The 23,662-nt window shown below is 62.5% G+C and carries 19 protein-coding genes; 10 read left to right on the top strand and 9 right to left on the bottom strand.

Going from position 1 to position 23,662, the window contains the following annotated elements; genetic code table 11:
* Positions 1-424 precede the first annotated feature (424 nt).
* Both EPB08_RS05515 and EPB08_RS05510 read left to right on the top strand, forming a co-directional pair.
* Positions 425-1,102, top strand: coding sequence for a Crp/Fnr family transcriptional regulator (locus EPB08_RS05515; protein WP_165418416.1), 678 nt, complete (start codon positions 425-427; stop codon positions 1,100-1,102).
* Positions 1,103-1,234: 132 nt separating this feature from the next.
* Positions 1,235-1,753 carry a hypothetical protein gene (locus EPB08_RS05510; RefSeq protein ID WP_130618080.1) on the top strand — a complete coding sequence of 173 codons (519 nt, stop codon included), beginning with the start codon at positions 1,235-1,237 and terminating at the stop codon, positions 1,751-1,753.
* 342 nt (positions 1,754-2,095) lie between these two features.
* On the opposite strand, the gene EPB08_RS05505 is transcribed toward EPB08_RS05510, so the two are convergent.
* The 3 genes from EPB08_RS05505 to EPB08_RS05495 all read right to left on the bottom strand — a co-directional run bounded on the left by EPB08_RS05505 (position 2,096) and on the right by EPB08_RS05495 (position 4,207).
* Positions 2,096-2,563, bottom strand: a complete 468-nt coding sequence (locus tag EPB08_RS05505) for a hypothetical protein (RefSeq protein ID WP_130618079.1) — start codon at positions 2,561-2,563, stop codon at positions 2,096-2,098.
* 412 nt (positions 2,564-2,975) lie between these two features.
* Complete coding sequence (locus EPB08_RS05500) at positions 2,976-3,251, bottom strand: lipoprotein (protein WP_130618078.1); 276 nt, start codon at positions 3,249-3,251, stop codon at positions 2,976-2,978.
* A 32-nt stretch (positions 3,252-3,283) separates the two neighbouring features.
* The gene (locus EPB08_RS05495; RefSeq protein ID WP_130618077.1) at positions 3,284-4,207 is read right to left on the bottom strand and encodes a hypothetical protein; all 924 of its coding nucleotides are present in this window, start codon (positions 4,205-4,207) and stop codon (positions 3,284-3,286) included.
* A 188-nt stretch (positions 4,208-4,395) separates the two neighbouring features.
* Here EPB08_RS05495 and EPB08_RS05490 point away from each other — a divergent pair, with 188 nt between their 5' ends.
* The 3 genes from EPB08_RS05490 (at position 4,396) to EPB08_RS05480 (ending at position 8,415) form a co-directional block, all read left to right on the top strand.
* Positions 4,396-4,911 carry an ECF-type sigma factor gene (locus tag EPB08_RS05490; protein ID WP_205746291.1) on the top strand — a complete coding sequence of 172 codons (516 nt, stop codon included), beginning with the start codon at positions 4,396-4,398 and terminating at the stop codon, positions 4,909-4,911.
* A complete protein-coding gene (locus EPB08_RS05485) occupies positions 4,908-7,601 on the top strand; it encodes a serine/threonine-protein kinase (RefSeq protein WP_130618075.1) in 2,694 nt (897 codons plus the stop codon). Before EPB08_RS05490 ends, EPB08_RS05485 begins: the two co-directional genes overlap by 4 nt.
* A gap of 601 nt (positions 7,602-8,202) precedes the next feature.
* Positions 8,203-8,415 (top strand): cold-shock protein, encoded by a 213-nt coding sequence (locus EPB08_RS05480; RefSeq protein WP_130618074.1) that lies wholly within the window; start codon positions 8,203-8,205, stop codon positions 8,413-8,415.
* Positions 8,416-8,525: 110 nt separating this feature from the next.
* On the opposite strand, the gene EPB08_RS21410 is transcribed toward EPB08_RS05480, so the two are convergent.
* A complete protein-coding gene (locus EPB08_RS21410; protein ID WP_130618073.1) occupies positions 8,526-9,080 on the bottom strand; it encodes a YkgJ family cysteine cluster protein in 555 nt (184 codons plus the stop codon).
* Positions 9,081-9,841: 761 nt separating this feature from the next.
* Between EPB08_RS21410 and EPB08_RS05470 the strand changes: the two genes are divergently transcribed.
* Both EPB08_RS05470 and EPB08_RS05465 read left to right on the top strand, forming a co-directional pair.
* Complete coding sequence (locus tag EPB08_RS05470; protein ID WP_165418415.1) at positions 9,842-10,282, top strand: hypothetical protein; 441 nt, start codon at positions 9,842-9,844, stop codon at positions 10,280-10,282.
* A 204-nt stretch (positions 10,283-10,486) separates the two neighbouring features.
* Entirely contained in the window at positions 10,487-11,155 is a 669-nt protein-coding gene (locus EPB08_RS05465) for a Type 1 glutamine amidotransferase-like domain-containing protein (RefSeq protein ID WP_130618072.1), read from the top strand.
* Positions 11,156-11,310: 155 nt separating this feature from the next.
* On the opposite strand, the gene EPB08_RS05460 is transcribed toward EPB08_RS05465, so the two are convergent.
* The 3 genes from EPB08_RS05460 to EPB08_RS05450 all read right to left on the bottom strand — a co-directional run bounded on the left by EPB08_RS05460 (position 11,311) and on the right by EPB08_RS05450 (position 16,972).
* On the bottom strand, positions 11,311-13,323 hold the full coding sequence (locus EPB08_RS05460) for an alpha/beta hydrolase domain-containing protein (protein WP_130618071.1): 2,013 nt from the start codon (positions 13,321-13,323) through the stop codon (positions 11,311-11,313).
* A 178-nt stretch (positions 13,324-13,501) separates the two neighbouring features.
* Positions 13,502-14,938: a carbohydrate porin gene (locus EPB08_RS05455; RefSeq protein ID WP_165418414.1), complete on the bottom strand. Its 1,437-nt coding sequence runs from the start codon at positions 14,936-14,938 to the stop codon at positions 13,502-13,504.
* A gap of 357 nt (positions 14,939-15,295) precedes the next feature.
* Positions 15,296-16,972, bottom strand: coding sequence for a hypothetical protein (locus tag EPB08_RS05450; protein WP_130618069.1), 1,677 nt, complete (start codon positions 16,970-16,972; stop codon positions 15,296-15,298).
* A gap of 384 nt (positions 16,973-17,356) precedes the next feature.
* On the opposite strand from EPB08_RS05450, the gene EPB08_RS05445 reads away from it, so the two are divergent.
* Positions 17,357-18,025 carry a Rossmann-fold NAD(P)-binding domain-containing protein gene (locus EPB08_RS05445; protein ID WP_130618068.1) on the top strand — a complete coding sequence of 223 codons (669 nt, stop codon included), beginning with the start codon at positions 17,357-17,359 and terminating at the stop codon, positions 18,023-18,025.
* Between the two features lie 52 nt (positions 18,026-18,077).
* On the opposite strand, the gene EPB08_RS05440 is transcribed toward EPB08_RS05445, so the two are convergent.
* Positions 18,078-19,343, bottom strand: a complete 1,266-nt coding sequence (locus EPB08_RS05440; RefSeq protein WP_165418413.1) for an MFS transporter — start codon at positions 19,341-19,343, stop codon at positions 18,078-18,080.
* Positions 19,344-20,656: 1,313 nt separating this feature from the next.
* On the opposite strand from EPB08_RS05440, the gene EPB08_RS05435 reads away from it, so the two are divergent.
* Together EPB08_RS05435 and EPB08_RS05430 are read left to right on the top strand one after the other, a co-directional pair.
* A complete protein-coding gene (locus EPB08_RS05435; RefSeq protein ID WP_130618066.1) occupies positions 20,657-21,250 on the top strand; it encodes a porin family protein in 594 nt (197 codons plus the stop codon).
* A 196-nt stretch (positions 21,251-21,446) separates the two neighbouring features.
* Positions 21,447-22,517 carry a hypothetical protein gene (locus tag EPB08_RS05430; protein WP_130618065.1) on the top strand — a complete coding sequence of 357 codons (1,071 nt, stop codon included), beginning with the start codon at positions 21,447-21,449 and terminating at the stop codon, positions 22,515-22,517.
* 81 nt (positions 22,518-22,598) lie between these two features.
* Here EPB08_RS05430 and EPB08_RS05425 read toward each other — a convergent pair whose 3' ends face one another.
* Entirely contained in the window at positions 22,599-23,645 is a 1,047-nt protein-coding gene (locus EPB08_RS05425; protein ID WP_130618064.1) for a hypothetical protein, read from the bottom strand.
* Positions 23,646-23,662 lie beyond the last annotated feature (17 nt).

Below are 23,662 nucleotides of genomic sequence, written 5' to 3'. Positions count from 1 at the left end.
ACCGCATACCCCCAAGATGACTTCGCTGGCAGCCGGGAAAGACCGGCCATCGCCCTCGTTCCGGGTGCACGGAACACTTACCCTTCGGCGTGCAAAACACAGCTCTTCCGGAGGGCGATGGAGTCGCGATGCACGGTTTTGCGGGGGTTCCGTAGCGGGGTGGTCATCACCCATCCATCACGCTGCGCTGATCGCACTATCGAGCCATCAGCCGTTTGCGAACAACTGGCCGCGATAGTGGGTTACACGCCAGTACAACTGTCATCTGTCTTACAGCCGACCGCGATGAGTGTTCCTAACATGACATTCAACGCAATGCTCATTTCATCTCATGGTCTTCAGCGCCTCACATATCAGCCGATCGAGCAACAGCCACCGGAACAGGCAGGCAGTGCATCCGAGTGGGCCCGAGCTGAGCGCCGCCTTGCTGAAGAACATGGTGTGGGCGCGCGATTGCGATGAATTCACCCTTGGTGAACTCGCAGCCCTCGGCCGGGTGGTGGCCTTGACGCAGGGTGAAAGCGTGATTGCCCGTGGTAGAAAGACCGATCAACTCGGCCTCGTTCTTTCCGGCATCCTGAAGCTCAGTGCCACGTGCTGCAAAGGCAGCCGGCATATCGCGGGATACATGCGTGCAGGTGACCTGTTCAATCAGCTGCCCGTTTTCGACGGCGGTGGATCCGCGTACGACTATGACGCGAAGACGGACCTGGCCATCGCCTACTTTGATAGATCGTCCATTTTCCAGCTGATGGGGAGGGACGCCAACTTCAGCCTGGTGATGGCACGCTCGCTCTGCGCTCGCGCACGCCGGCATCACCGAGATCTGATCAAGGTCTGCTTGCTGCCCCTGAGAGAGCGCTGCGCCTTGTCGATCATCGAACTGGCCGAGCAGTTCGGCATATCGACGACGGATGCTGCGACCCCGTCCTTTCGTCTGGCGCAGCAAGCGCTTGCCGACATGGTTGGATGCTCGCGGCCGATCCTCAACAAGGAACTCAAGGCGCTGGAGAAGCTTGGCTTTATCGCCATCGCCAACTGCAACATCACCATCACCGACCTGCCAGGGCTGGGCGCCGTTGCTTGTCGTCATCACCTTTAGACCTTGCCATTTGTCTCGTACAGAACAGAACGCAGGTGGCCAGGTACGTCAAACTCCTGCCGGATCACGAATGCATGCCGTGTGCACGTCGCCACGGAACAAGCCGTGTATCCGAACGCTCGAGGAACGCACGTGGTTGCCGAGGTGGTGGGTCAGTGTTACGAGTCGTGGAAAAGCTTCAGGAGAGAATCCCTCCCCAAGCCAACCCCGGATGAATTTTGGCCGTTCAAGGCGGGATTCTTCCGCGGCTACGGCTGGCTGAAGAGCCAGCTCGCTCCAACGCTGGACGACCAGCCCGTGGCACTGGTCTCCGAGTTCGATGTGGAGTTTCTCCGCGGGCGTTCTGATGGCTCACGGTGGCCTGCAGGCACCCGGCTGTATGCCTCGCCCTACGCCACCGAGACGGATGCACTGGACGCTTCCCGCTGGCGCAGTTTTGTCAGGGCGCTACAGGACGGCGATCGGCGATTCCTCGATGCGTTCCTTCAGGACATCGAGACGATGGGGCCCGTCAACGCCCGGGGCATTACCGAAGCGTTTGACGAAGTGCTGTTCCGGCGGACACGCCTGTCGCTGCAGCCCATCACGTCCCCGACTGCAGCGTTCTCCAGCAATGCTGAAGGAAATGAGACGATCCGCAGCGCCTGGTAAGGCAGTATCGGTGCGCTTCGCCTTACGCCCTGCTCACGCTTTTCCGCGCGAACGCTGGCCCTGGTTGGAGGGAAGGCGCGCCGGCATCCAGAATTCGTACGCAACGCTTTCCGTCGCCCGCAGGGGGCTGGTCTGCCAAGGGTGATGCTGGTGCAACCGAGGCTTGTATCGGCAAGGTTGGCCCCGGCGTGGAGCCCGCACGGTCAAATCCCGGCGAATACCGCTCACCGATGCTCGATAGCCTGCATGGACAGGGCCGATAAGCCTTGCTGAACCCAGGCGCGGGATACGGGCCGTGCCCTCGCGTTCGACTTTTGAGCGACTAAACAGGAATGACGGGATTCAATGGACGCGGGCTGCTTGCGCGGCCTTTGAGTGCATGTCCGCCAGCCACTGCGTCCGCAATTGCTTGCCGTGGCTCTCGCCAACGCGACGGATCGCCTGCTCGGTGTCCGTGTCCAGATGCAGGGGCTTGATGGGAGCTGCACCGTTTCCCGGTGCGCCCAAGCTGGGTATGGCGCAAAGCGCGCTATGCAGTTGCGCCGCGTAGCATGCCAGCAGCTCGCTGGCTTCGCCCGGGCTCAAGCCGAATGCAGCTGAGTCCACCACCTCCTGTGCATGCAGGACCCACTCCGTGAGCTGGTCCAGGTGGCTACTGGGCCTTGTCGCGTTACGGTACTGGCAATCCAGTTCGCCCAGCAGTTCTTCGCAGTCGAGCCTGGTCCGCACGCTCTCCGACACACTCATTTCCTTCCTCACTTGCAGACATCTACTGACCCACGACGATGACGGCGCGGTGGCCGGGTTCATCGCCTGCTTTCGATTGACGACGCGTATCCGGAAGGCCGACAACCTTGCGGTCTCCGCGCGGGCAAGAAAGCGCCGCTACGCTTGGCAAGAGCACGATTCACGCAGATGCGTGATGTCGCTCCAGCCACGATCGACGCGGAATATAGGGCGATGGCTGATGCCGGTTCTGTTAGGGAAAGTACAAATCGAAGTGCATCGAAGCGCCGGGCGTGAGCGCTCGTCTCCGAGGAAGCGTGCGGCAATGACCGAAGTCCAGCTTGCCCATGCCAGCGGAGTTCGCGGTCTTGTCGCTGCCTGGCTTGCAGGAGGCTATTCGGCCGCCCCGTTCCCCACCTGGACGTATCCGCGGAATGAGGGTGCAGGGCGGCACAGTTCTGGATGGATTTGCTCCCGTCGGAGCCAGCGCCCCGAGCTACTGCGCGAGGACCCACCCGTCATCGGTCTTGATGAATCTCTGGCGCTGCACGCCAGCCGGGCCTTGAACGTCGCACTCGTAACCGTGGTCGGCGGACTTGCAGCCGAGCACCTTGATGGCGTCGATCTCCTTGGCGTACAGGTCTGCGGCCTGGGTGCCTCCGATGGAGGTCATCTGTTTGCGCACGGCGATCTTCACGTCATCCGCGCTTGGGCCCGACGAACAGGCGGCGAGGGTCAGTGTGGCCAATGCTACGGCGATCAGACGTTTCATGGGGATGTAAAAGCAGGAAGGGAGGCTGCGCGTCAGCACGGCGATTCGCTCGACATTTCGATGCCGCCGGACTGCGCGGGCTCGGGGAGGTTCAGGGCCTTCCGCGTGGTGGAGCACTTGATGTCGATGGGGCCGAGGTCTTTGCCGTTGATCGTCAGCAGCGGCTTGCCCGTCTTGCGGTCGACTGCCGTGATGGCATCGATGCCAAAGATGATGGTGTCATCGTGAGCGGGGCTCGAGATCGTGGCGAGCGGATGACCTTCGTACTGGGCGTAGACATTGATCGAGCCTCCGCTGGCGTCGCGCTGGGCTGCCAGGGCAGCCTCGATCGCTCGGGCCTCGGCTTCGTCCTTGGGCTTGTAGATCGCCTCATGCCCGCTCGCCACGCGCGGGATACCCACAAAACGGAAGCTCCACGCACCGTAGGGATGACGATTGCCTACGCTCTTGAACACCCCCACGGCGGAGCGCTCGTCGTCACTGGAAAAGAGCACCTTGAAGCCGCCCGTCGATGCGTCGTACGGAAAGACCTGCATCAGGCTTCGGGTGCGCACCGCATAGTCATGTCGCTGCTGGGCATCGCCATAGGCCTGGTCGAGCTCGGACGCATGGGCCTTGGCAATGTCGGCGCGCTTGAAGCTGTCGGTTTCGGCGCGGTAATCGGCCAGGTAGTCGAAGGCGAGCGCGGCCGTATCCTTCGGCGTCGCTGACCAGTAGGCCGCCCGGACCTGCCTGATCAGTTCCAGGTAGGTCGGCTCGGGGAAACTCGCCGGCGAAAGGTCGATGACCTCATAGGCATCCATCGGCTTGGCGGCGCGTCGTTCCGGGCCGCTCTGGCTGTGGCTGGGCGTGCTCGCGCTGGAGGCATCTGGCTGGGCGGTAGAGGATTCGTGCTGGCCGCAGCCGGCGAGCAGCGTGGCCGCGAGCAGGCCGCAAAGGAGCGAAGGGCGGTTCATGGTGGTCCTCGGGTGGCGAAAGGGAAGGCAATCGAGTCGCCTTACCACCCCATACGGACTTCCGGCCTCAAAAGCGCCATGCCGTGAAATGAATCTGGCACCATGGCTCCGCGGCGCATGACGCGGCCGGTCACCGCTGTGCGGCGGCGAGCCAAGTCATGCCCAGGCATTTTCCCCAAGCCTTGCTCATGACGAATAACTCCACTCGCCCCCTGTCCGCCGAACTGCTCGCCACGTCCTACGACGAACTCAAGCGCATGGCTCATTCGCGTTTGCGCAAAGGCGAAGCCTTGACCCTGCTCAATACGACGTCCCTCGTGCATGAGGCCTGGGTTCGCATGTCCAGCCGGAACGGCCCATGGGAGAGTCGCGCCCATTTCTTCGGCTATGCCGCGCAGGCCATGCGATCGGTGGTGGTGGATGCGGCGCGTGAACGATCGGCTTTGCGTCGCGGCGGTGACCTGCAGCAGGTCACCCTGGCGACCGAACTGCCGGCTGCCCCGGGCGATGCGGAGATCCTTCGTGTCCACGAGGCACTGCAGGATCTCGAAAAGCTCGATGAGCGTCTCGCTCGCGTGGTCGAATTGCGCTACTTCGTCGGCCTGGATGAATCGGAGGCGGCAGAGGCCTTGAATGTCTCCCGCCGCACGGTGCAGCGGGACTGGATGAAAGCGCGCGCCCTGTTGTGGGAGGCCATGGCGTGACGCAACCCAATGCGATCTCCTGGTCCCAGCTCTCGCCCTTGCTGGACGTACTTTTCGACCTGCCACCGAGCGAGCAGGAGCGGCAGCTGGTAGCGTGGGAGGAAAGCACTCCCGCCGTCGCGGCGCGGCTGCGCGAGCTGCTGGCTTCGGCCAGTCACGCGGATGCATCCAGTTTTCTGGAAACGCTGCCGGTCGTGACCGGTGCAGATCCTTCCCATCTTTCTACGCATCAACCCGGAGACGGGGTGGGCCCGTGGAGACTGCGCACGCAAATCGGGCGCGGCGGCATGGCTGAGGTATGGCTTGCGCACCGTGAGGACCAGCTGATTGATCGGGATGTGGCCCTCAAGCTGCCATTGCCCGGATACGGCACGGGGCGTCTGGGTGCGCGTTTCGCCAAGGAGCGATCGATCCTGGCTGGGCTGAATCATCCGCACATCGCCCGTCTCTACGATGCGGGTATCGATGCCAACGGTCAGGCCTGGTTGGCGCTGGAACATGTGGCGGGCGACGATATCGTGGGGTGGTGCCGTCAGCATGAGGCGAGCACAGCGCGGCGCCTCGAACTTTTTCTGCAGGTGTGCGATGCGGTGCAGTACGCCCATGGTCGGCTGGTGCTTCATCGAGACCTGAAGGCGGGCAATGTAAGAGTCAACGAAGAGGGGCAGGTGCGCTTGCTCGACTTCGGGATAGCGCAGCTCCTCGATGCGGACGAGGAGTCTTCCTCTTTGTCGCTTGCCGATGGTGTGCCGCTTTCACTGGACGGTGCGGCGCCTGAGCAGGTTCTCGGTGAACGTCTCGGCATTGCGGCGGACGTTTACGCACTTGGGGGGCTCCTCTACAGGCTGCTCAGCGACGAAAGCCCTTATGAGCCGGTTCTGGCCGGCCGGCGGGCACTCACGCAGGCCATTCTTGACCAAGTACCACGGCGGCCGAGCGAGCGGGCAAACAGTCCTGCACTTCGGCGCGCCCTGAAGGGCGATCTGGATACCATCATTCTGAAGGCGCTGGAGAAGCGTCCGGGTGATCGCTACGCCACCGTGCGAGACCTGGCCGGCGACATCAGGCGCCATCTTCGACGTGAGCCTGTCATCGCCCGTCGCCCGAGTGTTCACTACCAGGTGGCTCGTTTCATTGGCCGCCACAAAGTGGCCGTGCCGGCTGCGGTGGCAGCGATCGCAGCGTTGGTTGCGGTCACCGCTATCGCCTTGCAGCAGGCCCGGGTGGCTCGCGCACAAGTGGCGCGCACGGAGGCCGTCAATCAGTTCGTCCTGGGAATCTTCAATCCCAAGAACCAGCCCATTCCCGACACCAGCACCCGGAACATGCCGGCACACGAGCTGGTGGCAATGGCAGCGGCGCATGTCGCCGACAGCATGCCCGATCAGCCCGAGGCTCGATTCCAGTTGATGCAGGACCTCGCGGCACTGACCACCAGTCTGGGTATGGCCGATGCGTCGTCCAAACTGCATGCGGCGCGGCTTGCTCAATCATTGGCGCAGATGGGAGAGGACAGCCCGGAGTATGCCGACGCACTGCTTGATCGGACGTCGGAGCTGGAGGGGCAGGGGAAATACCCGCAGGCCTACCAGGATGCGCAGAAGGCGCTCGCCATCTACACGGCCGCGGGCATTTCCTCGCCGGACCGTTTGGCTCGCGCCCACTACCAGGTGGCCGCCTTCGGCATGCACTCGCATGCTGCCGGAGATCCCGAGGACCTCAAGCATCTTCTGGCGGCGGCGGATCTCTGGCGCGGCCGCTATGGCAAAAGTGAGTACGGCTCCGTGATGGAGCGGCTCGTCCAGTTCTATCTGCTGGCCGATCGCCCGCAGGAGGCCTATGAAGCCGCGCGATCGGGCATGGTCAACAATCGCATCCAGTTTGGAGAGCGCAGCTGGAAGACTGCGGCGGCTGAGGAGCAGACAGGGCTGGCGTTGAGTACCCTTTTGCGGCCGGCAGAGGGCGAACCATTGCTACGCCAGGCCCTTGCCACACAGCAAGAAGTGTGGGGCGACGGCCACTTCCTGGTCGCCCGGTCGAAGATGTATCTGGGCAACCTGCTGGCAGCCTCTGACCGACACGAGGAAGCCAACGTGCTGTTGCGTGAAGCATCAGCGGAGATTCATGCCGATCAGTGGAAAGGCAACAAGGTGGTGTTGACGGGCTTCATCGACGACGCCAATGCGGAGCTGGACGATAAGTGGGGTGATCAAGGCCATGCGCTGGCGACATGCGAGCCCTACTTTCAGGGCGTGCCCGCGATGCAGGCGCCTGTGCACATCAGGCTGGATCTTGTTTGCTCCCACGTTGCACTGACTGCCGGCAGGACATCGATTGCTCAACAACTGGTGTCCGATGCCGCCGCGACGGTGGCTGCCAATTGGCCCACCGATTACGCACGCATGGCGCCGGTTTGGCGCAGGCGCGGCGACATCATGTCGGTGTCCGGTGATTCCACCGGCGCCATGCGCGCGTATTCGGAAGCCATCAGGCTGGCCGACAGGGATGATCTGGATACGCGCTCCGGGGCGTGGCAAGGTCTCGTTTCATTGGATGGCGGTGACCTCGACAAGGCCCAGCGCCTGGCGATGGTTGAACTGCTGAATCGGATTGAGTCATTGCCATCGGCCCACTTCTACCGGCTGTACGCAGACCGCCTTCAGGCGTCCATCCAGCGACAAAGCCAGTAACGACTGAGCTTGGCTGCCGGATCAGGGAGACCATCCCATATGAACCGGTAGCTGGCTGGCTTCAGAATATTTGCATTCGATCCGGAGCGGGCACCTGAAGGCAGCATGGATCGCACGCGGCGTTCTCGCCGTCATGACGGTCATTCAGTTTCGGGTGAGGCCCATGCTTGGCCACGCCGCCTTGGTGGCCTTGGTGGTCGCCTATGCACCGGCGTACTTCGCGGCGTGGCATCAGCCCGCGCTCGTTCCTTACTGGCTATCGCTTGGCGCCATCGGCCTAGGGACTTTTGCCGTATTCCATGGCGAGCGAAAGGGGGGCGTAAGGGGAGGGCAAGGGGGCTTGAAGTCCCTGCTTGCGGTCCAGAGCGGGCCTGCCGCTGTTCGGGAAGGCCGCCAGAGGGCCACTTGAGCGAGGACTTTGTCAGATATTTGGACTTTGGGCCGGCGATCCTCTATTGTGTGCCGGCTGAGTTTCAAGGGTCACCGTGAATTGTGGCCGGATGCTGTAGATTGCGATTCAACTACACCGTTAACCCCCCTTCCTCCTTGCAACCAGCTTTTTCGCCGCTTTGCGGCCTTACTTGTTCCAAGGAGAAATAAAATGTCCCAAGCAGAAACCGGTACCGTCAAGTGGTTCAACGACGCCAAGGGCTTCGGCTTCATCAGCCGCGACAAGGGCGGCGATGACGTGTTCGTGCACTTCCGCGCGATCCAGTCCTCGGGCTTCAAGAGCCTCGTCGAGGGTCAGAAGGTGTCCTTCGTCGTGACCCAGGGCCAGAAGGGCCTGCAGGCAGACCAGGTGCAGGTGATCTAACAGATCCCTGTCAGGTTGAAAAAAAAGCCCGGCCTTGTGCCGGGCTTTTTTTTGCGTCGAAGGTTTACCGCGGACGGCTGGTTGGCGCGCGCCGAAGGCGTCGCGACAGCTTACGCATCGGTGGCGGTGGATGCCTTTGCGGGGGACTCCGTCTTGGTGTCTTCGCGCGTCGCTAGTTTCTTGGCCTGCTTTTCGTCCTGCTTCTTCTTCTTTGCGATCTCGCGCTGGCGCTTTTCGAACGAATAGTTTGTCTTTGCCAATGGAGTACTCCTGGGCAGGATGGTGAGGGGCTGGGTATGCGAAGTGTATTCGCCGGCATGGTCGTGAGCGAGTAATCCCTGTGCAACTGGCTCGGGTCGCGTACCAGTGGCGATGGACTCACGATAGTCGGCGCGAACAGCTTTGCAATAGGCCCCGTTCATCACAAACCGGCGACACACCGAAGGTCGGGTCTCATAGATGCTGCAGTTCATGCGCGTGCTGCTCAAGGCCACGCACCAGCCGTCCTTGCCGCGCTTCATGATGCGCAGGCCTTCGGGCGAGTAGGTGGTCAGGTGGTCCGGGATGGACTCCTCCGGCTGCAGGATAACCGTGAGACGACAGCAAATCGCCTCACACGTTGAGCAATGCGCGGCACCCTTGGCAGGACTGGTTGGAGAGTTCATGCGAAAGAAGCCTCCGGGCTTCGGTGTAGCGTAGCCGGTTGCCGTAGTGCGGCGAGCGGGCAACCATCCCTGGGCAGTCTTTTCTGCGGGCCCGAAAGGTTGTTCCGTCCATGGCAGGCTGGCGAGAAAGCTATGGCAGGGCCGGTTGAGTCGGCCATCACCGTAGTCAAAGGATGGACCTGCCGCCTGGTGATCTCGGCGAGCACAACTGCAAGTCCAGGCTCAGTGATCGCGACAAAGACTTCGATGTGATCTATCGGTGTTCCGGCGTGCGGCAGGATGGGCATCGTTGGCAGGCGATGCATGCAGGTTTGCATTCTACGCGACTACGGTCTCAGCCACGGCGCGAGGCGACGGTCCGTGCGGACGGGTCATTACGCCCACCGTCGGGCGGCCCGATGGGGTGCCGGAAGTGACGAGGGTGTCGCCAAGCACGGAGGGTCCTCGCTCATGCCTTTTCATATGGCGCCGCCATGGTGTTACGGCGGCGGTGAGGATCGGTCGGCACAAGCAGGGCGGCGCTTTCGACTCCGGGCGGCTCTTCGGCGCGGCGCAGTGTGGACCGGCCGGTAAACCGGGCTCTCCGTAAAACTACGGTTTGCTGAAGCACGCCTTTGCGGGACGATGGGGCGTGGCGGCCGCCTGGTTGCGCGGGAAATCGATGATCGTCACTCCGGTCATCGTCATCGGGCCCAAGGTCTCACATCACCCGCCATGCGATTGGTAACCCGAACCTTCACCCTCAGTCATGGAGGCATCCTATGAAAGGTCGACGCTTCGTCCAGATGTCCATGGTGCTGTGCGCGCTGTCCCTCTCCCACATCGCCAGTGCCGCCAGCCTGGAATGCACCATGCGCTTCAACCTGTCCGGCTGGTCGGTGATCTACAAGCACATGAGCGGTACCGGTGTGGTTACCTGCAAAAACGGCCAGACCATGAAGGTCAAGATCGAAAGTCATGGCGGTGGACTGACGGCCGGTAAATCGCGAATTGACAATGGCGTCGGCAATTTCAGCGATATCACCAAGATAAGCGACGTGCTGGGTACTTACGCGCAGGCGGATGCGAGCGCAGGTGCCGTGAAGGCCGGTACGGCACAGGTGCTCACCAAGGGCGAGGTCTCGCTTGCGTTATCAGGCGCGGGCCAGGGTGTCGAGCTTGGTGTGAGCGTAGGTGGCCTGACGATTTCGGAAGACAAGTAGGTTGAGCTTTTCTGAAAGCTCGTCGTCCTCGAGCAGATGCTCCGGGAAGGTCCGCTTCAATCCCGAGGCCGAGCATGCTGCTCAGGTCCGCTTCCGACCCGAAGCGGACCTGAGGGTTGGGGGCTAATGAAGTATGCGAATCACTGAAGATCAAACCGACCCACGCTCTTTGTCAGCCCTGGGGGGCGAAGCGGCCATGGTGCGATGAAGCTGCTGCTCACTTCCGGCGGCGTCAGCAACCAGAGCATCCGCGACGCCCTCGTCGGCATGTTGGGCAAACCCATCGCGGAATCCACCGCCCTGTGTATCCCTACCGCGATGTACGGCATGCTGCCCGGCACCGCGGTCATGACGTGGCGGCAGATAGCCGGGCAGACGTCCACGCCCATGGTCGAGCTGGGATGGAAGTCCGTGGGAATGCTTGAGTTGACTGCGTTGCCCAGCATCGCCGCGGAGAACTGGATCCCCCTGGTCCGGGAGGCCGATGTGCTGCTGGTATGCGGCGGAGACGTCCTGTACCTGCATCACTGGATGCGTGAGTCCGGCCTGGCGGATCTGTTTCCGTCGCTACGCGAGACGGTCTATGTGGGGCTGAGCGCCGGCAGCATGGTGATGGCCCCGTGCGTTGGCGAGAGGTTCGTGGGCTGGAAACCGGCCGCTGGCGGAGACGGTGCGCTGGGCCTGGTCGGCTTCTCGATCTTTCCGCATCTGGATAACGTCATGTGCCCGGAGAACACCATGGCCCACGCCGAGAGGTGGGCCGCGCGCATGCCGGTGCCGGGATATGCGATCGACGACGAGACGGCCATCAAGGTGGTAAGCGGCGGCGTCGAGGTCGTCTCCGAGGGGCACTGGAAGCTCTTCGAACGCTAGGGCGTCGAGTCACGATCGCAGCGTGGTCATCCTCCCGGGTGAAGACCTGGAGTCCGCGTTCGGCCCTATGCGGGCCTGAAGGTGATGGCCGTCGAGCGCTCTGCCGCGTCAGGGTGCCGGGAAGGTGCCCGGCCCCCTTTTGGGTCGGCAGTCTCTTACGGCTTCGTCAACGCATCCCACTCCTGCGCTCCGCGTTCAAGCAGTGCGGGGCGATCTTCGGTGAGTATCCAGCGCTGCTTGATGAGTTCGTCGAGCGCGGCTGCATAACGGTCCAGGTAGTCCTGGCGGCCTGCATAGCGTTCGCTGATCGATGGGCGAGGATCGTGCTTTGCCTCGCGCTCTGCGGGAGTCCTGGGGAAGGGCAGGAACGAGCCCTCGAAGGCGACACGCTCACCGGGCGCGCCGATGGACGGGTCACGCAGGTTCCAGGGGGTATAGGTCGCCAGCGGCACGCTGACCTGAGGCAGGCGCACGCCATCGAGTTCGTTGCCGTCGGCATCGACCTGCGGCACGAGTACGGCGAAAGGTGCGCCGACCCGCGGGGGTTGGTACTCGACGATGCCGCGCGACCAGTTCGGCCCGAAATCGATGTGCTTGGCATGGCTGGCTTCGTGCGGCAGGTTGACGCCGGGCAGCTTGGGGAAGGCGTAGGCGCTCAGTGGGACGAGCGTGTGGTCGGCGATTCTCGGATAGCTGCTGGCCGGCGGCTCGATGCCGCTGCGCACCCATGCATCCATGTTCGAGATCATCGCGCGCCAGAAATAACGTATCGGCAACGGTGATTGCGGCTGCTGGCCGACCAGGTCGCCCGTGCCGCGCTCCGGCGGGAATGGCACGGAGTAGTGCTGGAGTCCGGTGAAGTGATAGACGCGAACGTTCGGCGAGAGAGTGGCATCGCGCTTTCCATCCGCCGTCATGGTGACAAGCGATGCGACGCGGCCCCAGTACTCGTAGGACGTGTTCGACAGGAAGATCTTGGGTACGACATGGTCGGCGTTGGCGCGATCGAGCAGGCCGGCCTTTGCGCCGGTCTGCGGGTCGACCTCGGGCATGTCGGTGAACGGGAAGATATCGGTGGCGAAATTGACCGATGCCGTTGGAGTGGCGTCTCGCGATGGTTGGGCGAAGCGATAGTTGAAGTTGCCGCGACCCGCGCCGGCGACGTGGGCAAGCACGCCATCAAGCGCGATGCGACCCTGTTCGTCGGCATTGAAGCCTTGATAGAGAAAGTCGCGCAGGAAGCGGCCGTTCTGCGAAATGCCCTCGCCGTAGACGCGCTGTGCGTGAACGAACGCATCCGGCGCGTGCTTGAGGTAGGAGGCGACGTCGCGTACGGCGGCGAAGCCCAGGCCGGCTACCACCGGGTCGGCCACTACGTAGACGTATTCGTAGATCTTGCCGGGTTGAAAGCCACCGTCGAGATGGATATGGCGATCGCTCGGCACGAGCGCTCCGTTGACCTCGTGTGCGAAACGCCAGCGCGAGCGCGGAATGATCGTGCGTGGCGCGTCGCGCGAGTCGCGAACGGTCAGCGTGTTGCGCGGATCGTCGGGTGCGGCTACCGGATACTCCTGGCCGCCGATCTTGCCGACGATGAGGTGGCCAAGCGGGATGTCGTCACGCGCTTGCGAGGGCATGACGTCGCCGCGCAACAGTCCGGTGATGGTCTTGCCGTGATCGCGCGCGACAGGTGCATACAGGCGCAGTGCCGCCTCGCTGCCCGCGTCCCATTGCCAGCCCAGCGACACGATGCTGTAGCCGTTGCGAAGCAGCCAGCCGTCGCCCGCGTCCTTGTTGATGTCCGCGTCGCCACCATCGACCAGCGCAACAATGTGGTTGCCGCCGCGATTGGGGTTCTCGAACAGCACCGAATCGTTTCCCTTGCTCGCGTCCTTGGGCTGGATCGCGATGAAGTCTGCCGAAAACTCGACCTTTCCGTCCTTCAGATTGACCGCGTTGCCGAGGTCGACGATGGCGCGGTTGTGTGCATTCGCAACGGCGACGGAAAAATACACTTTGCCGGCAAGGCGTTCGTACGCACCGCTCGTCCCGAATACCTGGCCGCCAAGGATGTCGCTGCGGGAGACGATATCGACCCGGGTGACTTCGGCGTGGGCCGCGAGCGTGAACAGCAGAGGCAGAACATACCTCAGGGTGCGCAGGAACATGGATGGTGACCCCTGGTTACGGCAATTTGATGCGCAGGCGCTCCGCGCGCTCGCTGTCCGAGAGTAGCAGTTCGTCGTCGTGTGCCGATCTGCATTGTTCAAGGCGGTCGCTGTGGCGCAGGGTGATCGCGCCCTGGGAGGACGAGATCATGGAGCGTGGCATGCTGGACCGGCGTGGCTATAGCCGTGCACGCAGTCGCAGGCCAACGATCGTGGCGTTGCCGACGCTGGTCAGCCCATCTCCTGTCCGGTTCAGTGATTTCTTCAGCGCGGGGCTCACGAATTGCACGTCTGCAGTGACGTTGAGCCAGTGGGTGACCGCCACGTTGTAGTAAGCCTCGATGGCATCCTCGCGATCCAGGCCCAGCCCCAGTTGTTGACGCAGCAACGGAATGAACGTGCCGCTGAACCTGGTGCTTGCCACGCCGATACCGAAATTGTCGTCGGGGCGGGAAGGGCCGACTCCCTTGCCGCCGATACCGGCGAGATAGGCGTACCGGATGGGGTTGGGGTTTCCATCGGATGCCCCGAACGAGAAGAACAGTCCGACGCCGTGTGTCTGGTCGCCGTTCGGTTGCCACAGGTATTGATCGAACGCGTAGTTCACCGACCAGCTCTCGGCTTTTGTGTTCGCGGCTTGAGCACCCGGCGTCAGGTTGGGGAAGTACTGGGACAGGTATTGCGCGAGCGTGGGCCCGATATCGCCAAGACGCGGAAAATCGTTCTGCAGCAGGAGCTCATCCAGGTCCGACGGCGTTTGATTCAGCGAGAGACGACGCTTGTCGCTCCACGCAAAGCTGAGCCCCTGATGGCCGGCTCGCTGGAACGGATGGATCGTCCATTGGGCGCCGCCCGTGACTATGACGCCATCATCAAATGCTTCGCCCAGGTCGTTGCTGTCCGGCGTCCCGCTGGGATCGAGCGCGTAGACCGACAGGTTGAGATCCTTGGTCGCCTGGAAGATCACGCCCGCGCCGAAGGCGGACTGGGGCACCTGTTCGGTTGTCACGGGGAAATTGAAGGCGCCGTTCAAGAACTGGCTGCTGTAGTCGCCGTAGAACTCCTGCGCACCCTGGTCAAACGTATTGAACTTGCCGATGGCTACGGCGAACGCGTCGGTGAAGTACTGGGTGAGGGTCGCGTTCATGAGCACGGTCGTTCGCTCGTTCGCGCCCGGTACCAGGGTGGCGGTATTGATCGCGATGATGGCGCCGGATCTTTTGTTCATTGATCCAAGGCCGGTGTCGGCCTGGACATTGATGAAGCCTCCTTTCCAGAGCCCGAGTTTCTGCGTGTCGATGTTGAGGGTGTAGTCGACATTGCTCCATGTGTTGCTGCCCGTGCTTCGCCCGCCGCTTACGACGGCAATCGGGGTGGCCAGTACATCCACGTCGAACTGAACACCCTTGCGAGCCAGATCGTCCCGGAGTTCACCCCAGTCGCCGGTCAGTCGTGGGCGGGATGCCAGGTCGCCGCCCCAGGTGGGCGGCGCGCTGGCTTCCTGGGCTTGCGTGGCACAGGTAGTGCCAAGCCAGACCAGGCCTGCGAATGTTTTCGACCGCCAGCTGATGGAATGCCCGCGTCGTCCATGGAACGATGTGCTCGCGTGGGCCAAGAGGGAAGACCTCCGTGCTGCCTGGTGGCCATACAAGCATGGGCGAGCACCATGCGGCCTCCGAGAAAGTACGGGGAGGCGTTGCGTAAAACTACCTAGGCAAGCGCATCAGGGCGCCGGGTGTTGCATGCTCCCGGACTGCGATCCGTCGCCAATTTCGTTACGGGTGCTGCCGCAGTCAGTTGCTGCGTTGACTGGGCTGCGGCGACGTTCTCTTGAGTTCGCGCGTCGTGAGGGAAGGGGCGGCGCCATGCAGCGCAGCGATGCCGGGACAAAGGCCGGTAGACTTTTCCGCAAGGCGCCGGCCTGATCGAGCCGGCGCCTCGCGTTCTGACTCAGCGCGTTACAGCCACTGCCTCAGTGGTGATCGTGATCGCGATCATCCGGGTCCTGGTCTGGCGTAAACGAGACGCCGCGAAGCACCTCGGCAAACCTGGCCGAACGTAGCGTCACGAACTTCTCCTGTGCGGCGATGGTGGCGTCGCTGTTCTTCAGCGTGTCGCGAATCGCCACCAGCTGGTTCGGGTCGGCGCCCGTATCGCCGTTGCCGCTGACGGTGGATGTGGTGGCCCAGATCGTCACCTTGCCGTCGTGATCGACACGACCCACGAGGTTGCGCAGGCCGTCGGTCGCGGGCGACCAGGGCAGGCCCGTAGCGGTGTTGATGCCGGTCGGATAGCCGCTCACCGTGTACGCCTGGCCGAGGTTGAGGCCCGCCTGCAACGTGTAGGCCAGTGACCAGGTCTTGCTGTTGCTGTCGTACACCCACTTTTGCAAGCCCGCTGTGGTCTGCGCGGCTGCATGCGTGTACAGACTGGCGTCGGCTGCATAGCCGTCACCCTCATCGGCCACATACAGCGTGTTGGCGTCGGCGAACCACAGCGAGAACGGATACGAGACGGGCTTGGCGGTCTTCGCCGGCGTGGTCGGGAACCCGGCCAGGATGCACATATTGGTCGGCAGGCCGTTGCTCAGCAGGGTGGTTGCGTCGTAAGCCAGTGGGGCGCTGGGCAACGGGGCACCGGCCACCGGCACACCAACGCCGTTCGGGCATGCCGTGCCGGTGGTATCCACGAAGTACACCGTATTCACGCCATTGCTGCCGCTGCCCTTGGTGAAATACACCACGTCGTTGTGCACGGTCATGCCGCGGAAATTGTCGTCCTTGCCGATCTTGTCGGCCTTCAGGCCAAGCGCGGCGATGGAGAAGCTGGCGAGAGGAGTGGTCGTTCCCGGGTGCTGCGAGATCTCGGGCAGGTGTGCCGGCGTGATGAACTGCGCGCCGGCGCCAAGGACGATGCCGGCCGGCTGCGGATTGCCACCGTTCCCCGCGTTGCCGGCCGTGAAGAAGTAGTCGGCTCCATGGCGGTTGAGCAGGATGGCGGCGCGGCCGTTGTTGCCGCTGTAGGCATTGGTTTCAGTGAAGCTGAAATGCCCTTTGCGATCCACCGTGGCCACTGCGCGGTAGATGTTCTGGCCGTCCGGGTTGGTCGGATCCACGGCGCCGGGCGTATTGGAGTTGGACACGTCGATGGCGTTCACGGGAGCGACGTAACCCATGAACGTGAGGTACTTGTGATCCTGCGACAGGTGCAGTGCAAGCTCGGACTTCGAGCTGAAGCTGGTCACCAGCTCGCCTGCCGGTGCCGTCGGAAGCAGGCTGTTGGGAACCTGCAGCGAGTCGACCAGATGGCCGTCGGGCGTGAGCTCGTCAAGGTAGATGCGTGCCGTGATGCCGAAGCTGCCGTCATACAGGACGTCGTTCCACACATACGGGTAGGTGCCGTCGAACGGCGCGCCACTGGCGGCGGCGCAGCCGCCCGTCGTGCTCGCGCAATTCACCGGCAGGATCGCGCCAACCTGTACATTGCTGGCCTTGTTGTCGTACACGCTGCGGCTGAGGACAAGGTTGCCCGGATAGAAGCGGAAGTCGCGCCGATTCCATGAGTCATCGGCATGGGCGAGCGCGCCGGTGCCGAGCAAAACGAGCGCAAGGGTCGCGCCGATACGCTGCCGAGCAAAACGGTTTGTCATGGTGGTCTCCAGGAGGTCGGGCCTGCCCAGGATGGGCGAGCGGGATCACGCTAGTGCTGGCTCATGAAGAATTCTTTACAGGATGGCCTGGCGTGTTACGAAAGAATGGACGTCCATACGGCCATATAACGAAGCGTATTTCGATCTTCGAAAGAGCGTGCGAAATAGGGTGGCCCGATGCGTGACAGGCTTGATACACTCGGGTCCGGATTGTGTGGATTTGGCGTCCGGTGCAAGTTTCGTGTATGGCAAATCCGTCCATCGTGTCATTCGCGAGCCCGCAACTATCTGCGTTGCATGCCGGGCGGCGTTTGGGTCGCGCCGTGCGCAATCGCCAATCCTGTCCACGAACAAGAACGGTCCGCAACGAATACGAGGCATGACATGAGCTTTCGCATCCTTGTCGCTGGAGGTACCGGCCAGGTTGGAGCAGCACTGGTGCGAGCCTTGCTCGCTACCGAAGCATGCGCCGGGATCGTCATGGTCAATCGTCGGGCGGCGCCCGTGGCGGTCGATGCGCGTCTTCGCCAGACCGTCATGGACACCGGTGACCCCCGTTTTTCCGAGGAGATAGCGGAGCTCGCCAGGGAGTTTCGTGCGCAAGGCGGTCCCTTGTATGCCGCATCGTGCATCGGTATCGGCAAAGGCAGTGCGCAATGGAGCGAACAGGACATTCGAAAGCTGGAGATTGGCGTGGTCGGCGCGTTCGCGCGCGGTTGCCTGGAGGCGGGAGTCGACACATTCGGCTTGCTTTCGGCTGCGGGCAGCAGCGCGAAGAGCCGGATTCGCTACGCCCGCATCATGGGTGAAAAGGAAGATGCCGTGCGCAACCTCGGGTTCAGGCGTCTGGCCATTTTTCGCCCTGGCATCATTGCTGGCAACGCGCACACCCCTGGGCTGCTTGCTCTTCTCGGGCGCCTCATTCCGGGCTCGTTCGGGACGATCGGCCAGGATGTCATCGCGCGCGCTTTTGTCGGTGAGTTTCTCCACGGCTCTGACGGAACGACGGTGCTGGAAAATGCTGCCATGAGGCGTCGGGCGCGATCGTCCTAGTGGCGCCATGGTTTCTGTTTTTCGGGCACTGTCCCGCGCTCCGCTTGGCGACTCAGTTTCGACTCGCGGGATAAGTCTCCCGCATCAACAGGGCGATGATCAGCGCGAGGCAAAGGCCAGCCATGAGGGGCCTGGCCGCAAATTGGGCAAGCGCAAGAGAGGCGGGTGCGACGCCCTGTTCAAGTCCGGAGGCAGCACGCATACCAGGCCTGCTGATCATCAGGCCGGCGACGACGGACATGATGCCGCTGACCAAGGCAGCCGACGTGCCGATGTATTCCTTGGCAACGACGTCGGCGGCGGTACTGAAAGCCAGCATATGGACCGCATTGCCCAGACCAAAAACAAAACAGAGCACCATGTCGAAGGCGCGGCTGGCTGTCGGAACATAAAGAAGAAGAGCCAGCGTGCACAGCTGCACGACAAGACCGATAAGGATGGGCAGCTTCCGTCGCCGCATGCGGTCGGAAACCCAGGGAAAGATGAAACTTCCGACGGCACTGCCGAGCCACAGCAGGGAGGAGGCGAGGTTGGCCGATTCGCCGCCAAACCCCCGGATCGTCATGAGTTTCGGCCCCCAGACCACACCAAGGCTCAGCAGGACGCCAAAACACAGGGCGCCAAAGATCGCTGCTGCCCAGGCATGAGGCACTCTGGCCACTCGCGCGAGCGAGCGGGACACTCCCTGGAGGAGCGTGACCGTGGCGTGTCCGGATGGGGTGCGTATCGGCTGGGCGTCACGCAGCCAGAGGATGGCAACACCAAGGAGTAGTGCGCCTCCCGCCGCCGCGCCATTGAACAACGGTCGCCAATGAAGAACGGGCAGGGCCCAGGTAAGAAGGTTCTGGCTGAGGACGGCAAGCAGCGAAGAGGTGAACTGAACGAGTCCGAACATGAAGCTGAATCTGTCCCAGCCGAACCAGGTGCCGCCGATATAGCCCGCACCCACAAACCCCGAGCATGAGCCGAGAGCGACCAGGGTTTGTGCCAAAAGCAGCATCCCGTAGCTTCTGGCGTTGGCAAAGGTGAGCACGCCCAGCGTCACCAGTCCGATGGCGGGCAGCAGTACGCGGCGTGCTCCAAGACGGTCGAGTAGCGGCCCGCTTACGAACTGGCAGGCGGCCATGACCCAGGTGTAAATCGCCGCGATATGGCCTACTTGCGAGATCGATAGCCCAACGTCCTTCTGTACGCTGGCATTGACGATGGAGTAGGTGGTCTGAAAGCTGAAGTAGTAGCTGACGAACGCAACCGCAATGCACCAGGCAGCCCACGCTTTCGCGCCGCCGTGGTAAATGGGTGTGGAGGGTGTGTTCATCGCCGCGCCAGGGACATCAGCGATCCGCTGGAAGTCTGTGTTGCCCTGATGAATGGTCAGGAACGGGCAAGCGAATGCGCGTGTCGCGCCAGCGCGTCGGACTATCCACGAGGAGGAAGGTGGTCTGTGGATGCGGCTGCAAGATTTGAAGCGTGGCATTCATGGCGTCCCTCCCACTCGATCACGCCGGGACAGAACAGGCTTGGCGATAGATGCTGCGCCAGGGGATAAGAGAAGTCCACGGCCACACTTGGCCGCCTTGGTGCAGGTCGACCCTTGTCCGCGCGTGGCGTTCATGTCGATGTCGCCATGTCAGTGGTCCGCTGTCGCGGTGGATGCTGAAGACACACTCCATGACGATGTGAGCGGCGTTCGTCATGTGGACGGCGTATCCGCTCGCGGCTACGACGAATTTCGCGGAAGTCTATACGCCCGCACGCGGCTGCCTTTGTTCATCAGCCATCGTCTTCCCATGGCCGTCTTCCACGTGCGGTGATTGGAGTGCGCTACTGCCGGCGTCCCGCTATACGCAGAGCGAACAGGTAACGTGGTTGTCGCAAGTTCTTGCTGTAACCAAGCGCTAAATCACTCGCAAATCCGTCGAGATTTTGCGCAAGGAAATAAACAGCTGTGATAACGTTCGCGCGGCAACATCACTTGGGGGAGTGAGCGTGCATTTGCCTTTTCCGATCGCCAGCCACGTTGCCTATGGCAAGCCGGTCGTGCCGCTGCCTCGCGAGCTAGGGCAAGCGGTCCAGTATCGCCAGCGGCTCCCTGGAAATAGCGCGAGCCATGGTCTGCATCACAAGGAATTCCCGGTCACGCGCTAGTCGTGTTCGGCTGACGGTGCCTGGTCGTTACCGTTGCCAGCGTTGATGCCCGGTCTAGCGGTCGAGGTTGTGCCTGGTTGGCAAGCTTTGGTCGCTTGGTGGCGTAGTCGCTTGAATCCGTTCGCGCTGGAATGGCGAACACTGTTCATCTGGTCGAATGCTTGCAGACAGGGGCTGATGATTCCGCAGGGAGAGCACACATGGCAGTTCGAAACTGCCGTTTCGTTTGGACAGGGATCGGGGGATCTGGCCTGAAGCGCGACCCATACGTACGACGTGACTTCTCGCCACCGGCCTGGTTGCGGCCGGCGCGTTCGCGTGACGGCGAATCAGCTCCCCCTGGCAAGGGTTCGATATCGGTTTCAGCCTTCGGCTCGCTCCGAAGCGCGTGAAAGTAGACGAGCGGAAGCTCACAGGAAGGGACGCAGGCAGTCCGGCAATGACTGTTGATGTCCGATGACTTTTACTTGGATGAGGTAAATCATGCGCAAGTTGCTACTCACTGTGTCGTTGGGCGCCGCAATGGTTGTGGCTCCCCTGGCCAGTCACGCACAACAAGTTGGAAACGGTGACCTGTTCATCAACGGAAGCGTCGGCCAGTCGCACTCCAACGTCGACGAACTGAACCACAAGAACGACACCGGCTACGGTTTGAACTTCGGCTATCGCTACAACGATACCTGGGGTCTTGAGGTCGGCTATGTGGATCTCGGCAAGCCCAACGCCTCCGGCAGCGTGCCGGGCGGCTACAGCTACAACGTGAACCTGCAGGTCACCGGCTGGACCGTTGGCGCCAATGGCAAGTACAACTTTGCGCAGCACTGGTTTGTGAGCGGACGCCTTGGCGCCTTCTTCTCCACGACCAAGCTCGATGCGAATGCGGCTGGGCTTTCGTACGATCAACATGCGCACGATACCAATTTCTACGCTGGCGTCGGTGCGGGCTACAACTTCAATCGGAACTGGAGCCTGGGCATCAACTACGACCACTACTCGGCCAAGGCGGACGGCATTCTGACGAAGACCAATACCCTGAGCCTGCTCTCGGGGACGCTCGAGTACCGTTTCGGTATCTGATCGACCTGGCGTTGCAACCAGGCGTAAGGCGTTTGCGGGCCGACCACGTTCGGTCCGCGAACGCGGCTTCTACATGGCGGCTGGGTCATGTTGCGCTCAGTAGCCCAAAGAACAGGCGCCGATCCGTCACCTGCGCGGAAGCGTCTCCGTAGCAGCCGTGGCGTGTTGCAGGGAAGCCTTCTTCAGGGGGTCGACCATGAAACGGATGTTGCCGCTGGCGTGCCTGTTGGCCGCCTTTACATCGCTCTCGCATGCCTCAACGGTGCGTGCTGACAAGTTGCCGGCACCGACCACCATGACCTGCCTGCAAATGAAGCAGGATATTTCCTATACGCTCAAGCGGGGATTGCTCCGCATTCCCTGGGACTACAAGCTGGAGCGCGGTGCTTATATCTCCGAGCACCAAGACGCCGATGGTGTCTACTATCGAGCGCCGGCCGGGGCGATTACGCTTCGGCGCGCCGACCTCAGTGACAGTTCGGCGGGTGGGCATCGTTCGACGTTCGAAGGTGGCATTTATGTCCCCAACGATCCTGCCGTCGCGCCGACGATCTACGAATACTATGGAACCAGTACCGGCGCGACGCGGTTCGCGCCCGACATTACGGATTGCTCGACGGTCACCTATACCGTTGACCCCTTAACCCACAAGGTCAATGTCTGGGCCATCGGGGCGGCCACCGGCATCGGTGCCGCCACGGGCATGGCGATCCATCCGCAGGTGCATGCCAGCTACGGGCAATCCGTGGGAGTGGGCCTGGTTGGCGGCTTGATCGGTGGATTGATCGTCGGCGCCATGGAGAACAGCAAGATTGGAGAGATCGTGGCGGGCCCGCCGCTGGACGATGTTGCCGTCGACAAGATCAAGGCGTTGGCAGGAGAGAAGGTGGCCATGACGATTCATGGGCATGCGGCTGGTTCGGTCGCTCCGGTCGCTCCGGTCGCCGCGCCTGCTACCCCGGCGACGCAAGTCGAGACGACATCATCGGATGCGAGTGACGCGGCCCAGGCGCCCGCAGGCTCGATGCCGGACGCGCCGGTTGCCGATCAGGCCACTGCCATCTCGACCGTGGCCGCCGTCACCACGGCCAGTTCGCCATGGGAATCGCAGGCACAGAGTGTGGCGAACCAGCTGGGCTGTGGTGCGGTCAAGGCCACTGCCACGGGTGGCTATATCGCGCCATGTGGTTCGCATGGCGTGTATATCGAGTGCGATACGGGCCGCTGCCGACCCACGCACACGGTCAAACCGGACGCGTACGAGTAACGTCGACGGATCGATATACGCCACTGAAGAACGAAGTCGCCGTGCCGGGGAGTGGCCACGTCCCCGGCACGGCTGCGCCCTCTACTCGTCGGCATCATCGGTCCGCACGATGGCAATGCCATTGGTGGCGCCGCTGTTAAGTGTGACGTTGCCCTCGAGGTCGAAGTTGCCGTCGCCATCCACCTTGAAGATGGAGACGTGCGATACGGCACCGGTGCCATCGACAACGGCGGCGAGATTGTCGCGGTAGGTGATATCGGTCGGATCGCCGTTGAACGAAGCAACGACGGCTTCCTCCTGCACGATCGAGTGTCCGGAAACCAGGTAACGGGACACCGAGTGACTGGGTGAATTGGCCGAGAACAGGAACGGTCCGTCCAGCGTGACCCAGCACGGCGCCATCTGCGTGCCGGAGCCCGTGACGGTCAGGACGGCATCGTTGCGCACGAGGCTTATTTCGTTGGCGTGCGCGATGGTCACGTAGGCGTCGTCGCCGCGCGTGGCAAGTCCGAAGGGTGCGTTGACGTTCGCCGGAATATTGGCCACCAGCCTGGTCGTGCCGGTGACGGCTCCATTGTTCGCCAGGCGCACCGTTTCGATGGCGTTGCTCTTTTCCGTGATGATGAGTTGCGGGCCAATGACGCCCACCTGGGCGGCTGAGCCGTCGGCATGCGCCAGCTGTGCGTTGCCGTCGGCGATCGAGCTGACGCCGTATCGATCGATGGGATGGGATTCGATATGCGCCGCGGTCAGGATATACAAATGATGATGGCCGAAAGCGACGCTGACCGGGTTGGTGATTGCCGGCACGAGCTTCGCCAGTTGCAGTGGCGTGGCGTCGCCGGTCTTTCGGAAGATCGACACATTGCCGGAGCCGAAATTGACGACGGCGAGCAGGTCGCGGTTCTGCGCAATGCCTCCGGCATTGCCGCTGACGCCACCTGTGCCTCCGGTTCTGGCTTGCTCGACCAGCGCACCGTGGGTGTTGTAGACCAGTAATGCGTTGTTCGGCGCATTCGATGAGGTGGCGATGAGATCGCCCTCGTTCCAGTCGTCGCCAGGCTGTGCGTGAACGGCTCCGGTCACCATCAGTCCCAGCAGGGCCGATCCAAAGATTGCCTTGTTCATGATTGTTCCCCGATGTG

The sequence above is a fragment of the Dyella amyloliquefaciens genome, from assembly GCF_004296575.1.
Classification (GTDB): domain Bacteria; phylum Pseudomonadota; class Gammaproteobacteria; order Xanthomonadales; family Rhodanobacteraceae; genus Dyella; species Dyella amyloliquefaciens.
Note: the sequence above shows the minus strand (reverse complement) of the source record. Positions and strands in the feature narration are given on the sequence as shown.